This is a genomic window from Janibacter cremeus (genome assembly GCF_013409205.1).
Classification (GTDB): Bacteria; Actinomycetota; Actinomycetes; order Actinomycetales; family Dermatophilaceae; genus Janibacter; species Janibacter cremeus.
The window spans coordinates 1,243,319-1,255,999 of sequence record NZ_JACCAE010000001.1 but is presented as its reverse complement, the minus strand read 5'-3'; the positions used below and the strand labels follow the sequence as shown (position 1 = coordinate 1,255,999).

Annotated in this window: 13 protein-coding genes; 7 read left to right on the top strand and 6 right to left on the bottom strand. The window is 71.1% G+C overall.

The features are described 5' to 3' along the window. Positions 1 to 6: 6 nt before the first annotated feature. From BJY20_RS15970 to BJY20_RS05860, 5 genes are all read right to left on the bottom strand, one after another. The gene (locus BJY20_RS15970; RefSeq protein ID WP_185990667.1) at positions 7 to 834 is read right to left on the bottom strand and encodes a DUF3152 domain-containing protein; all 828 of its coding nucleotides are present in this window, start codon (positions 832 to 834) and stop codon (positions 7 to 9) included. 36 nt (positions 835 to 870) lie between these two features. Further along, entirely contained in the window at positions 871 to 2,388 is a 1,518-nt protein-coding gene (locus BJY20_RS05875) for a TM0106 family RecB-like putative nuclease (RefSeq protein ID WP_185990666.1), read from the bottom strand. A 176-nt stretch (positions 2,389 to 2,564) separates the two neighbouring features. Beyond that, on the bottom strand, positions 2,565 to 4,121 hold the full coding sequence (locus BJY20_RS05870) for a dolichyl-phosphate-mannose--protein mannosyltransferase (protein WP_185990665.1): 1,557 nt from the start codon (positions 4,119 to 4,121) through the stop codon (positions 2,565 to 2,567). A 70-nt stretch (positions 4,122 to 4,191) separates the two neighbouring features. Beyond that, positions 4,192 to 4,923 carry a YcnI family copper-binding membrane protein gene (locus BJY20_RS16290; RefSeq protein WP_185990664.1) on the bottom strand — a complete coding sequence of 244 codons (732 nt, stop codon included), beginning with the start codon at positions 4,921 to 4,923 and terminating at the stop codon, positions 4,192 to 4,194. A 64-nt stretch (positions 4,924 to 4,987) separates the two neighbouring features. Further along, positions 4,988 to 5,581 (bottom strand): hypothetical protein, encoded by a 594-nt coding sequence (locus tag BJY20_RS05860; RefSeq protein WP_185990663.1) that lies wholly within the window; start codon positions 5,579 to 5,581, stop codon positions 4,988 to 4,990. A 41-nt stretch (positions 5,582 to 5,622) separates the two neighbouring features. On the opposite strand from BJY20_RS05860, the gene rsmI reads away from it, so the two are divergent. Genes rsmI through BJY20_RS05825 form a run of 7 tightly spaced genes read left to right on the top strand, consistent with a single transcriptional unit; the run spans position 5,623 to position 11,539 of the window. After that, positions 5,623 to 6,480, top strand: coding sequence for a 16S rRNA (cytidine(1402)-2'-O)-methyltransferase (rsmI, locus tag BJY20_RS05855; protein ID WP_246297116.1), 858 nt, complete (start codon positions 5,623 to 5,625; stop codon positions 6,478 to 6,480). Positions 6,481 to 6,498: 18 nt separating this feature from the next. Beyond that, positions 6,499 to 7,284: a histidine phosphatase family protein gene (locus tag BJY20_RS05850; protein ID WP_246297115.1), complete on the top strand. Its 786-nt coding sequence runs from the start codon at positions 6,499 to 6,501 to the stop codon at positions 7,282 to 7,284. 9 nt (positions 7,285 to 7,293) lie between these two features. After that, complete coding sequence (locus tag BJY20_RS05845) at positions 7,294 to 7,884, top strand: TlpA family protein disulfide reductase (RefSeq protein ID WP_185990661.1); 591 nt, start codon at positions 7,294 to 7,296, stop codon at positions 7,882 to 7,884. After that, on the top strand, positions 7,884 to 8,669 hold the full coding sequence (locus tag BJY20_RS05840; RefSeq protein ID WP_185990660.1) for a cytochrome c biogenesis CcdA family protein: 786 nt from the start codon (positions 7,884 to 7,886) through the stop codon (positions 8,667 to 8,669). Before BJY20_RS05845 ends, BJY20_RS05840 begins: the two co-directional genes overlap by 1 nt. Then, a complete protein-coding gene (gene resB / locus BJY20_RS05835; protein WP_185990659.1) occupies positions 8,669 to 10,252 on the top strand; it encodes a cytochrome c biogenesis protein ResB in 1,584 nt (527 codons plus the stop codon). The genes BJY20_RS05840 and resB overlap by 1 nt, the downstream gene beginning before the upstream one ends. Next, positions 10,249 to 11,205: a c-type cytochrome biogenesis protein CcsB gene (gene ccsB / locus BJY20_RS05830; RefSeq protein WP_185990658.1), complete on the top strand. Its 957-nt coding sequence runs from the start codon at positions 10,249 to 10,251 to the stop codon at positions 11,203 to 11,205. The genes resB and ccsB overlap by 4 nt, the downstream gene beginning before the upstream one ends. Before the next feature lie 7 nt (positions 11,206 to 11,212). Next, on the top strand, positions 11,213 to 11,539 hold the full coding sequence (locus tag BJY20_RS05825) for a DUF4229 domain-containing protein (RefSeq protein WP_185990657.1): 327 nt from the start codon (positions 11,213 to 11,215) through the stop codon (positions 11,537 to 11,539). Between the two features lie 246 nt (positions 11,540 to 11,785). On the opposite strand, the gene BJY20_RS05820 is transcribed toward BJY20_RS05825, so the two are convergent. Continuing rightward, complete coding sequence (locus tag BJY20_RS05820; protein ID WP_185990656.1) at positions 11,786 to 12,676, bottom strand: 1,4-dihydroxy-2-naphthoate polyprenyltransferase; 891 nt, start codon at positions 12,674 to 12,676, stop codon at positions 11,786 to 11,788. Positions 12,677 to 12,681: the final 5 nt, after the last annotated feature.

Genomic DNA, 12,681 nt, shown 5'->3' with positions numbered 1-12,681 from the left:
GTGTCGTCAGTCGGTCGGTGGCCCGGTGATCGGCTTGCCCTTGGGGTCGCGGGGCCAGGCGTTGGCCACGCAGCCGTCGAGGTCGAGTGTCTGCTGCAGCATGACGGGGGCGGCCTCACCCTTGCCGGGGCAGGCCTGGTGCCCCTTGCCCAGCGCGTGCCCCACCTCGTGGTTGATCAGGTAGCCGCGGTAGAGGTCCAGGTCCCTGATCTGTGGGACGCCCAGGAACCACCGGTCGAGGTTGATCAGGATGTACCGGCCAGTGCGGCAGGAGGTGTAGCCACGGGTGTTGGCGCCGGCTGCAGCGCACTGCTCGTCCACGCTGTCGGGGGTCGCGAGTCGGATGATCAGGTCCGACTGGCCCCCGGGCACCCGCTGGAACTGCCAGTTGCCGCCAGCGGTCCAGCCGCGGGGGTTGCGCAGGGTCGCGTCGATGGCGCCGGCGAAGGCCTTGGTGGACACGCCGGAGCCCTTCTCGACCTCCACCTCGTAGGTCATCAGTCGACCCGACGTGCCACGGATCCGGTCCGACCCCTTGGCTACCTCGAACTCCCCGGTGCTCCGGTAGTCCGGCAGCGTGGGACTCGGGCTCGAGGACGTCGACGGCGTCGACGGGTGGGAGGCCGGCGCCGGCGGGCCGGTCGTGGGGCCGGCGTCAGCCGACGCCGAGGTCGTGGTCGTGGTCGACGTGGCAACCGGAGCGGCGCCGGAGTCCGGCCCGGGGCGCAGGACGATCAGCAGCAGCCCGATGACGGCGAGCGCCCCCACTGCGGCGCCCACCCTGCGACGGTGTGCCTGCCCACTGTCCTTGGGCGCGAGTTCGGACGAGTCCACGGCATCAGGGTAGAGGTCGTGGCCGGGTGGTGAGGCTCATGCCGCGTGGTCGAGCAGCCAGTCGCGCAGCCGCAGCGTGGAGAGGCAGTCGTACTCGTTGTACTCACGCAGGTCGGTCAGTCGCTCAGCGGCCCCGGCGGCGTCGCCCCGGGTCACGGCCTCGCGGTAGCGCTGGTACTCGACGATCGACTCACCGCCGCCGGTCACGCCGTCGGGGTCGCGCAGGTCGGCGCCCATGTAGAGCGGCTCGAGGCGCTTGATGGAGTAGGACGGGCTGCCGACGCGCACCGAGGACCTGACCACGGCGTACAGGTCGACGAGCACCTCGTCGGCGATCAGGGCGGCGACCTCGTCCCGGTAGACGTCATGGCGGGAGGCCAGACGGGTCAGGGCCGACTGCTCGTACCGGGCGTAGTGGTAGACGTGCATCCCGGGCCAGCGTCGACGCCGCTGCGCCACCCAGTCGACGAAGTCGACGAGGGCTCGGCGCTCCGCCGCCCGGTCATGCGCCCAGAACGGGGTGAAGCGCTCACCCTCGTCCGTGGTCAGGCACCCGAAGAGGTACTCCAGGCCGGGGTCGTCGTCGAAGTCGTCGCGCCACATCGGGTCGCCCTCGAAGTCGAAGAAGACGTCCCCGGGGCTCGGCTCCGGCAGGACCGCCGGGGTGTGCACCTCGAAGGCGAGCGGTGCCTGTGGCGTCGGCTCGACGAGCTGCAGCCGGGCCTGGGCGCTCATCACGGCCAGATCCTCGGGCTCGACCCCCTCGACCGGATCGGTCCGCTGGGCGAGAGCGGAAGCCGTGGGGACACCGGCCTGCAGCAGCAGGCGTCGTCGGTAGGAGGAGACGCCGGCGACGAGACCGACGTCACCGGATGCGGCGAGCTCGGCCCGGCAGGCGTCGCACCGCAGGCAGGCCCGCCACCGCGGGTCACCCCAGGCCACCGGGACGCCCTCGCGCAGGTGGGTCTCGAGCACCTCGAGGACCCGTGACCGGACGATGGCCAGGTCCTGCGCGACGTCCTCGAGCGCAGTGTCGACGACCGACCCGTCGCCGAGGTGGAGCCGCACGAAGGGGGCGACGTCCACCTCGGCCTCCAGCAGCGCCTCGGCGTAGGCCGCCACCTGCGTGAGCGCGTGCGCGTGGGCGGACCGGGCCAGCTTGGTCTCCGCGACGATCCATCGGCCGTCGTCGTCGCGCACCAGGTGGTCCGCCCGGCCGGTGAAGCGGTCTGCGCGCACGGCGGCCTGGTGCACCAGGCGCACACTCGGGTCGGTGAGCAGCCGCAGGGTCGCCTCGCTGTCGAGCCCGCGGGCGTCGCGGACGCCGTCGTCGTGCTCGTGGGTGAGCCGTTCGGTGACCTGCGCCTCCCACTTCCGGCCGGCGGCCCCGAACCGGTCGCGCACCGCGTCGGGCGTGCTGGGCACTGCCTCCCGGCGCCCCAGCCGCACGTCGGCCTCGACGAGGAGGTCGAACTCGCAGCGCCGGCCGGCACGCAGGTCACCCGCCGTGATCGTCGGGGGGCCGGGGACGCCGTCCAGGAGGGGATAGTGCATGCCAGCAGGTTACGGACCGCCCCCGACAGCAGTCGGGGGCGCAGGTCGCTCTGCGACCGTGAGCCCCTGAGCGTGGTGGGGATCGGGGGTACTCGGGGGCGCAGGTCGCTCTGCGACCGTGAGCCCCTGCCCTTCGAGGCTCGCGCCCGGGGGCGCTCACACCTCAGGACCCGCGTTCAGACCCAGCTGGGGAACCACATCCGCCACTGCCAGTGGTCGTAGGGGATGACCTGGGCGGTCCAGACCGGCCAGAAGAACGCGAAGTTGGCCAGGACGAGCAGGCAGTAGGCGCCGACGACGAGGTGCCCGATCCGGCGCCGGCGCGCGCTCGCGCCCCTCGGACCGAGGGCCAGCCCGAGCATGAAGACGACCGCGAGGATCACCCAGGGCTCGAAGGCGATGACGTAGAAGGTGAAGATCGTGCGGTGCTGGATGAAGAACCACGGCAACCAGCCGCCGACGAATCCGGCGAGGATCGCCCCGGCACGCCAGTCCCGTTTCAGTGCCCAGTGGTACACGAGGAAGAACAGCGCGATCGTGGCCAGCCACCAGATCGAGACCGAGCCCAGGCTGGTGATGGCCTTCGAGCACGACTCGACGTCGCAGCCGTCGACTCCCTTCGCCGGGGACTCGTAGAAGAAGGACGTGGGTCGGGCCTGGACCATCCACGACCACGGGTTCGACTGGTAGGTGTGCTCGGAGGTCAGGTTCGTGTGGAAGTCGTAGGCCTGCACGTGGTAGTCCCAGAGCGAGCGAATGGCGGGGGGCAGCCACTGCACGCCCTCACCCGGGTGGTCCGCGGCCCACGAGCGGTTGTACCCGTACGTGCTGGTGAACCACGACGCCCACGAGGCGAGGTAGGTGCCCAGGACGACCAGGCTCATCGAGATCCCGGCGAAGACCCCGTCCTTGACGATCCCGGCACGCACCCAGTGCCGGGCACCCACCGCCCTTCGCGCTCCGATGTCCCACCAGACGGTCATCAGACCGAAGATCGCGAAGAAGTACAGGCCCGACCACTTGGTGCCGCAGGCCAGGCCCAGGCTCACCGCGGCCACGAGTCGCCACGGGCGCCACAGCAGCCACGGCCCGGTCCGCATCCGCACCCCCACGGGGAGTGCGGCGACCTTGTCCGCCAGGCGCGCTCGTGACCAGTCGCGGTCGATGAGCAGCGCACCGAAGGCCGCGAGCGCGAAGAACATCAGGATCAGGTCGAGCAGGCCCGTGCGGGACTGGACGAAGTGGTGCCCCTCGAAGGCCATGAGGAAGGAGGCGATGGTGCCGAGCCAGCTGGAGCGGAAGAGGCGACGGGCGATCAGGCCGACCATAAGGATCGAGAGCATCCCGAGCAGCGCCACCGAGAAGCGCCAGCCGAAGCTCGACGTCGGCCCGAAGACCCACTCGCCGAAGGCGATGATCCACTTCCCGACGGGCGGGTGGACGACCATGTCCCCCTGGGTGCCGATGAAGACATCGGTCGTGCCCCGGGTGAAGGTCGGGTCGACCTCCTCGCCGTCCCCCTTCCACTTCATCTCGACGCCGTAGTCGAGCATCGAGACGCCCTGCTTGACGTAGTAGGTCTCGTCGAAGACCAGCTGGTGGGGGCGCCCCAGGGCCCAGAAGCGCAGGAGACCGCCGATGACGGCGAACAGCAACGGACCCAGCCAGCCCCACAGCACGTCGCTGGGGCGGAAGCCGAGCAGCCGGGCACGCAGCTGCTCACGGCGGTCCATGGCCGTCATCGTAGGCGAGCCAGCGGCCGTGGGGGCGTGGGCCGCGGCCCACGCCCCCACGGCCGGTCGGTCAGGCCCGGCGTCGAGAGATCAGCGCGAGAGCTGCGCCTGCGAGAGCCACGACGAGGGCGAGGCCACCGAGCACCCGGGCGGGTGTGTCGGAGGGGTCGCTCGCCTCGGCGGGGGCTGCGGCGGCGTCGGCCTCGCCCCCTTCGTCGGTGGTGGCCTGGTCATCGTCGGTGGTGGCCTGGTCACTCTCGGTGGCCGCGGTGACCTCGAAGGAGGGTGCCGGGTGCTCCGGCTCCTCCTCGCCCTCCTCGGCGACGTCGGACCAGTTGGCCACCTCGCCGTCGGAGTAGACCTGCTTCGTGGGCAGCACGAGGGTCCCGGGCTCGGGCAGCGGACCGGCGCTGATGGCGAACTCCTGGTACTCGCCGGGCGCGATGCCTGCGTCCTCGGCATCGGCGGTCCACGTGATGGTGCGGGGAGCCTCGGTGAGCGTCAGGTTGTTGGTGTTGACCGGCTCCGGGAGCTTCTTGGTCGTGACCTCGGCGCTCCAGCCGGGGACGGGACGTACGGAGACGCTCGCCAGCGGCCGGTCCTGGGGGAGGGTGACGACCAGCTCGGTGGTGGATGCGCTGTCCGACTCGTTGGGGACGCGGAAGGTCAGCGCCGCGTACCCGCCGGACTCGGTGGCGTCCGGGTGCACGTGCACGTGAGCGGACGCGGGCAGGGTGGTCGCGACCACGGCAGCGGAGGCGATGGCCAGGGCTGCGCCGGAGCGCAGGACGGTGCGGTTCATCAAGGGTCCTTCTGTGTGTGGGGGTGCAGGATCCGCCGGCCCGCGCCCACACGAAGGGCGCCGGTCAGGCGGTGACGGGGGTGGGCTGCACCGGTGGGCCCCGACGTCCCACACCGCCGAGCAGGGGGACGGAGGGGACGAGCCCGTCGACGTGGGACGGCGTGATGGCGCTCTGGTTGAGCGAGGGGAGGGCCGGCTCGCGGGGGTGCAGCGGCCACAGCCGGCCGGCGAGCAGCCACAGGGCTTCCTCTCCGCGGGCCATGAGCAGGGCAAGCAGGAGCGTGGCCGCGACGTGGGCCAGGAGCATGGCGGCGCCGTTGTGGTGGTGCGGTGCCGGCGTGCCGGTCGCGCAGGCCAGGACCACCTCGTGGTGCCCACCGCTCCCGCGGCAGGCCACGCTGACCTCGGTGGCCGTCAGGATCGAGTGCAGCAGCACCTGGGAGGCGCCGAGGCTGAGCACCAGGCTGATGGAGCCAAGTCGCCACCGGGTGAGCATCAGGCCCGTCCACAGCAGCGCGATCACCATGAGCAGGGCACCGCCGGCCGAAGGGGGCTCCCCGCCACCGATCACGTGGGCGCCCACGGAGAGGACGAAGGCCGCGCTCGTCCACGCGATGGCGCGTGCGACGCGCACCGCGCCCCTGCTCGGCGAGACCATGCCCTGATCCTAGGCCCCGGGGTATTGGGATGATGGTGGGCATGCCACTCGTCCTTGCCGCCACGCCCATCGGTGACCCGCGCGATGCCAGCGCCCGCTTCCGGGACGAGTTGGTCGGTGCCGACGTCGTCGCCGCGGAGGACACCCGACGGCTGCGCCGCCTCGCCGGTCAGCTCGGGGTCGAGCTGCCGGGACGGGTGGTCAGCTACCACGAGCACAACGAGGCCACCCGCACCGTGGACCTGCTCCAAGCGGTGGCGAAGGGGGAACGGGTCGTGCTCGTCACGGATGCCGGGATGCCCTCGGTGTCGGACCCCGGGTACCGCTTCGTGCGTGCCTGCATCGACGCCGAGGAGCACGTGACCTGCGTCCCGGGTCCGAGCGCGGTGCTCGTCGCCGTGGCCCTGTCCGGGCTGCCCGTGGACCGGTTCTGCTTCGAGGGATTCCTGCCGCGCAAACCGGGGGAGAAGCGCCGGGTGCTCGAGGAACTCGTCCACGAGCGGCGCACGATGGTCTTCTTCGAGGCGCCGCACCGGATCGCGGCCAGCCTGGCGGCCATGGCCGAGCTCTTCGGGGCCGACCGCCAGGCCGCGGTCTGCCGCGAGCTGACCAAGACCTACGAGGAGGTGCGCCGCGGCGGGCTTGCCGAGCTGGCCGAATGGGCCGAGGAAGGCGTCAAGGGCGAGATCACGATCGTCGTCGGTGGCGCGCAGGAGGCCAGCGTCTCCCTCGAGGACGCCGTCGCCGAGGTCCTCGCCCGGCACGATCGTGGCACCCGCCTGAAGGACGTCTGCGCCGCGGTCGCGACCTCGACCGGCCACGGCAAGAAGGCCCTCTACGACGCCGTCGTCGCCCACCGGAGCCTGCGGGAGCGACCTGAGCGAGACCACTCAGACTGACCTGAGAGAATCCGGGCCATGACCGAGCCGATGCCTGACTCCGGCACCGACCTGCCCCTCGACCCCGAAACCAGCGAGTCCAGCGACACTGCGGCCCGCGCTGCCGAGAAGGCGGCGTCGGGTGCACGCGAGGCCCGTGCCGAGCACGTCGACGCCGGGGAGCCGGGAGCGCAGGAGCGCACCGTGGTGCACCTGATGCGTCACGGCGAGGTCGACAACCCGCACAAGATCCTCTACGGCCGGCTGCCGGGCTACCACCTGTCCGACCTCGGCCGCCAGATGGCCGAGGTCGTCGCCGAGCACCTCGCCGACCACGACCTCTCGCTCGTCGTGCATAGTCCGCTGGAGCGCACCGCCGAGACCGCCGCGCCGACCCTGCAGCGGCACGGCCTGACGGCGGTCGTCGACCCGCGCGTCATCGAGGCCGGGAACAAGTTCGAGGGGACGCGCTTTCGCAAGCGGCTCCTGCTCGACCCCAGGCGCTGGTGGTGGGTGCGCGACCCCACCGTGCCCACGTGGGGCGAGTCGTACCACGCGATCAGCAAGCGGATGATGGCCGCCATCGAGGACGCCCGGGACCACGCGCGCGGCCACGAAGCGCTCATCGTCAGCCACCAGCTGCCGATCTGGACCATCCGCAGCGCCCTGGAGAGCCGTCGCCTGTGGCACGACCCGCGCCGGCGCGAGTGCAACCTCGCTTCCCTGACCACGGTGACCTTCGTCGGTGACGACGTCGTCGACGTGGCCTACACCGAGCCCGCCGCCCACCTGTACGCCCGGGCCGCGAAGACCCCTGGAGCCTGACCCCCTTCGATGACCAACCACCGCCTCACCCGCACCCTCGCCGCCGCGGCGAGTGCGCTCGCCCTCCTCGGCGGCGCCGCGGCCTGCTCGACCTCCGATACGCAGGAGGCCGCCCAAGACGCCGGCTACCGCTCCGGTGACGGCACCCTGCACCTCATCCCCGAGGACGACCGCGACGAGCCGGTCGAGCTGGCCGGCGAGACCATCCGCGGCGAGACGTGGGACTCCGCGGACCACCGCGGCGAGGTCGTCGTCGTCAACCTCTGGGCCAGCTGGTGCGGACCGTGCGCCAAGGAGGCCCCGGACCTCGTCGACACCCACGAGGCGACGAAGGGGGAGGACGTCACCTTCGTCGGCATCGACTACCGCGAGTCCTCCGTGGACACCGGTCTGGCACAGGCGAAGACGTGGGGCTTCACCTGGCCCTCGATCTACGACGAGACCGGCACCACCGCCTTGGACATGCAGGGCAAGATGACCACCCAGCCCTCGACCGCGGTCCTGGACCAGCAGGGTCGCATCGCTGCCGTCGTCCTCGGCCCGGTGACGCAGAGCACGCTCACCGGCATCATCGAGGACACCTTGGCCGAAGCCGGATGATGACCGCGCTCTTGCCGGGGCTTGCCTCCCCCACGACGGTTCCTGCTGGGCTGAGCGACCAGATCGCCGGTGGAGCCCTGCCGCTCGCCGTGCTCGTCGCCGCCCTCGCCGGGCTCGTCTCCTTCGCCACCCCCTGCGTGCTCCCGCTGGTGCCGGGCTACCTCGGCTATGTCACGGGCCTGTCCGACGTCGCCTTGGAGGAGCGCAGCCGCGGCCGGATGGTCCTGGGCACGCTGCTGTTCATCCTCGGCTTCACCGCCGTCTTCGTGCTCGCGTCGATGTTCGTCGCGACCGCCGGGCGGATCTTCGTCGAGCAGCGGGAGCTGCTGATGCGCGTCGGTGGGGTCCTCGTCATCCTCATGGCCGTGGTCTTCCTCGGCGCCGGCTCGCAGCGGACCTTCCGCCTGCCCGTCAAGCCCGCGGCCGGCCTGGCCGGCGCGCCCGTCCTCGGGGCGGTCTTCGGCCTCGGCTGGGCGCCGTGCATGGGCCCGACCCTCGGCGCCGTGCTCGCGCTCAACTTCGCCGGCGACGCCTCGACGACGCGCGCGGTCATCCTCGCCGTCGCCTACTGCCTCGGGCTGGGGCTGCCCTTCATCCTCATCGCCGCGGCCTACGAGCGCTGGGCCCCGGTGTCGGCGTGGCTGCGCCGGCGCCAACGGATGATCCAGGTCATCGGCGCCGTCCTGCTGATCATCATCGGTCTGCTCCTGCTCACCGGTGGCTGGGACGCGATCAACCAGTGGCTGCAGATCCGACTCATCAGCGACGTGGAGGTCCTCATCTGATGGCCCGGCGCAACCAGGGCGAGGCCCCGCCGCAGCAGAGCGTCACCCAGCCCCGGCTCGGTGTCGTCGGGTACCTGCGCTGGGGCTGGCGCCAGCTGACGAGCATGCGCACCGCGCTCTTCCTGCTGCTCCTGCTGGCCATCGGTGCCGTGCCCGGGTCGGTCTTCCCGCAGCGCAGCATCGACCCCAGCCGCACCGCGGACTGGCTCGCCCGCCACACCACGACCGGCCCGACCCTCGACAGGCTCGGGGCCTTCGACGTCTACAGCTCGCCGTGGTTCTCCGCGATCTACCTGCTGCTGTTCATCTCGCTCATCGGCTGCATCATCCCGCGCACCGGGGTCCACCTGCGGGCCCTGCGCGGGCGCCCGCCGCGGGCCCCCCGCCGTCTCGCCCGCCTCGAGGCGCACGCCGAAGGCGAGGTCGACGGCAGTCTCGAGGAGGTCCGTGCAGCCGCCACGCGGGCGTTGCGCAAGCGCCGTTACCGTGTCGCCAGCCACGACGAGACCAGCGTCTCCGGCGAGAGCGGGTACCTCAAGGAGACCGGCAACCTCATCTTCCACACGAGTCTGGTCACGCTGATCATCGGCGTCGCCATCGGTCACCTGTGGGGGTGGAAGGCCGACATCGTCGTGCCCACCGGGGAGTCCTTCGTCAGCACCGTCACGCGGTACGACACCTGGGCGCCGGGACCGCTCGTCGACGAGTCCTCCCTCGCCCCCTTCTCCGTCACGGTCGATGAGATGACGGCCGACTTCAACGACCGGGACCCGGCCGCACGGAGCTTCGGCCAGCCGCGGGACTTCGAGGCGCACGTCTCGGTCAAGGACGTCGAGGGCAACGAGTTCACCGACACCGTCAAGGTCAACAAGCCGCTGGACATGGAGGACTCGACCGTCTTCCTCCTCGGCAACGGCTACGCGCCCGTCGTGACCGTCAAGGACGACGAGGGGGAGGTCCTCTACAAGGGGGCGACCCCCTTCCTCGCGCAGGACGGCAACTACCGCTCCACCGGTGCGATCAAGGTCGGGGCGGCCACGCAGCCCGAGCAGTTCGGCTTCGTCGGGCTCTTCCTGCCCACCGCGACGATCGACCCGGAGCAGGGGCCGATCTCGGTCTTCCCCGACACCCGGGCCCCCGCGCTCGCACTGAGCCTCTACACCGGCGAGCTGTACCCCGGTGGCCGTCCGCAGAACATCTTCACCCTCGACACCGAGTCGATGGACAAGGTCGTCACCAGCGAGGGCACCGACCAGCTGCGGCTGTGGCTGACCCCCGGGGACACCAAGACGCTGCCCGACGATCGCGGCACGATCACCTTCGACGGCATCGAGCGCTACGCCGGCTTCTCCGTGCGCAGCGACCCCGGCAAGGAGCTGACGCTCGTCTCCGCGTTGCTGGCGCTCGGTGGCCTCATCGCCACCCTCGTGATCAAGCGACGGCGCGTCTTCGTGCGCCTGACCGAGGTCGAGGGCCGGGTGCGCGTGGAGGTCGGCGGGATGAGCCGCGACGATGACGAGGGCCTGAGTGAGGTGGTCGAGCACGTGCGTGACCAGCTCGTGGGAGAATCGAGGACATCATGAACAACGAGATGCTGGCCCAGTACGCCAACTACGCGCTGGCCTCCGCCGCGCTGGTGGTCACGGTGGCGATGCTCTGCTACGCCCTCTACCTCGCGCAGGCGGTGCCGGTGCGTGAGCAGGTCGAGACGGACACGAAGGTCCCGGCGACCGTGGGTGGCCCGTCGCAGGGCGACACCTCTGAGGCGACCGGTGACGGGGCTGCCGTCGAGACACCGATGAAGGCGCGCAAGGCCGCCGGTATCGCCGGCTCCCTGTCGTGGCTCGGTGCGGGGCTCCTCCTGCTCTCGTTCGCGCTGCGCGGGTTCGCCGTCGGGCGCTTCCCGCTGGGGAACCTCTTCGAGTTCAGTACCGCCGGCGCCTTCTTCGCCCTGGCCACGTTCGGCGTGGCCTCGCTGCGCCGCGACCTGCGCTGGCTCGGCGTCTTCGTGACCGCCTTCGTCACGCTGCTGCTCATGGTCGCCTCGACCGCGTGGTACGTCGAGGCCGACGAGGTCGTGCCCTCGCTGCAGTCCTACTGGTTGCCGATCCACGTGACCGTCGCGACCCTGTCGGTCGGGGTCTTCACCGTCGGCGCGATCGTCAGTGGGCTGTACCTGCTCAGCGACCGCGGGGTCGGTGGCGAGCGCTTCTGGCGCAAGCTGCCCCCGGCGCGTTCGCTGGAGAAGTTCTCCTACTCGCTGCACATCATCGGGTTCCCGCTGTGGTCCTTCACGCTCATCGCCGGCGCCATCTGGGCGCGCGAGGCCTGGGGTTCCTACTGGAACTGGGACCCGAAGGAGGTGTGGACCTTCGTCATCTGGACGGTCTACGCCGCCTACCTGCACGCCCGGGCGACGAAGAACACCTCGCGGCGCTCGGCGAACTGGATCGCGATCGCCGGTTTCGCCTGCATCATCATCAACTACACGGTCGTGAACTTCTACTTCATCGGCCAGCACAGCTACGCCCAGTGAGGCCGTCATGATCCGCTACACCCTGCTCCGGTTCCTGATCTTCTTCGGCTGCCTCGCGCTGTTCTGGCTGCTCGGGCTGAGGGACGGCAACGAGCTGCCCTGGCTGGCCGTCCTCGCCGCCCTGGCGTCGATGGTCATCTCGGCGGTCGTGCTCAAGCCCTTCCGCGCGGACATGATCACCCAGATCGAGGCGCGTCGTGAGGCCAAGGCCCGGGCGCACGCTGCCCGGACCGACACCGACGAGGCCGTCGAGGACCGCGCGCAGGGCGGGAGCAAGTCCGCTGCGCGCGAGGCCGACGCCCCTGCAGAGGACGAGGAGGAGACCTACCGCTGAGTCGGCCGGCGGGGCTCTGCGTCGTCTCCAGTTTCTCGGGTGATCCGATATTCATGTGACGAGCGGGTGCCGGATGGCTGCGTAGTCTCCAGTTGGCCGGGAAATCCTGTGCTGGCCGCGTCATGACCCGGCCACGGACTGTTACGGCGGCCTCGTCAGGGATGCCCGGCCAGATGATGGTCGGCGTGGGCACCAGGCCACCGTCACTTTCGCCGTCACGCCCGGAGCGCGTTGGCCCGGCGGGACTCAGACGGCCAACGGGACGATGAGCAGGACCGCCCACAGCAGCTCGGCCAGGCCGGTCAGCGCCAGTGCGGGGATCAGTGCCCGGCCGGTGGCTCCGTCCTTGACGGCCTTGATGCCCGGCCAGGCCATGAGCAGCCCCAGGATCGCGACCGGCGCCCAGATCTGCCAGATCGCCATGAGCAGTGTGCACACGGCGGCCACCGCGAAGAGCGCGAGGTAGAGCCGGCGGGTGCGTGCATCGCCGAGGCGCACCGCGAGCGTCGTCTTGCCGGTGACGCTGTCGGAGGGGATGTCACGCAGGTTGTTGGCCACGAGGATCGCGCTCGCCAGCGACCCGACAGCGATCGCGCCGAGCACTCCGACAAGGGTGATCGTGCCGATCTGGGCGTAGAGCGTGCCGAGCGTGGCGACGAGGCCGAAGAAGATGAAGACGTACACCTCACCGAGCCCGCGGTAGCCGTAGGGGTTGTCGCCGCCGGTGTAGCGCCAGGCCGCGAGGATCGCGAGCGCGCCGATCGGCAGCAGGATCCACGCCGCACTCAGGGCGACGAGGGCGAAGCCGAAGAACCCCCCGAGCCCGAAGAAGGAGAAGGCCATCGTCTTGACGTTTGCCGGATCGGCCAGGCCCTGCCCGACGAGGCGGACCGGGCCGACGCGCTCCTCGTCCGTGCCGCGGATGCCGTCGCTGTAGTCGTTGGCGTAGTTGACGCCGATCTGCAGGCAGCAGGAGACGAGCAGGGCGAGCAGGGCGAAGCCGAGCACGGCGCCCGGCTTCTCCTCCTCGAGGTCCAGGTGGGCTGCGGCGGCAGCCGTGCCGACGATCACGGGAGCGATCGCTGCAGGGAGGGTTCGCGGGCGGGCGCCGGCGACCCAGTCGGAGAGTGAGGCCACGATGG

What these genes read in the sequence shown, in the direction of transcription:
- BJY20_RS05870 (WP_185990665.1), bottom strand. Translation starts at nt 4,121, where the DNA reads ATGGACCGCCGTGAGCAGCTGCGTGCCCGGCTGCTCGGCTTCCGCCCC.
- rsmI (WP_246297116.1), top strand. Translation starts at nt 5,623, where the DNA reads ATGCCACTCGTCCTTGCCGCCACGCCCATCGGTGACCCGCGCGATGCC.
- BJY20_RS05850 (WP_246297115.1), top strand. Translation starts at nt 6,499, where the DNA reads ATGACCGAGCCGATGCCTGACTCCGGCACCGACCTGCCCCTCGACCCC.
- BJY20_RS16290 (WP_185990664.1), bottom strand. Translation starts at nt 4,923, where the DNA reads ATGAACCGCACCGTCCTGCGCTCCGGCGCAGCCCTGGCCATCGCCTCC.
- ccsB (WP_185990658.1), top strand. Translation starts at nt 10,249, where the DNA reads ATGAACAACGAGATGCTGGCCCAGTACGCCAACTACGCGCTGGCCTCC.
- resB (WP_185990659.1), top strand. Translation starts at nt 8,669, where the DNA reads ATGGCCCGGCGCAACCAGGGCGAGGCCCCGCCGCAGCAGAGCGTCACC.
- BJY20_RS05825 (WP_185990657.1), top strand. Translation starts at nt 11,213, where the DNA reads ATGATCCGCTACACCCTGCTCCGGTTCCTGATCTTCTTCGGCTGCCTC.
- BJY20_RS05845 (WP_185990661.1), top strand. Translation starts at nt 7,294, where the DNA reads ATGACCAACCACCGCCTCACCCGCACCCTCGCCGCCGCGGCGAGTGCG.
- BJY20_RS05840 (WP_185990660.1), top strand. Translation starts at nt 7,884, where the DNA reads ATGACCGCGCTCTTGCCGGGGCTTGCCTCCCCCACGACGGTTCCTGCT.
- BJY20_RS05860 (WP_185990663.1), bottom strand. Translation starts at nt 5,581, where the DNA reads ATGGTCTCGCCGAGCAGGGGCGCGGTGCGCGTCGCACGCGCCATCGCG.
- BJY20_RS05875 (WP_185990666.1), bottom strand. Translation starts at nt 2,388, where the DNA reads ATGCACTATCCCCTCCTGGACGGCGTCCCCGGCCCCCCGACGATCACG.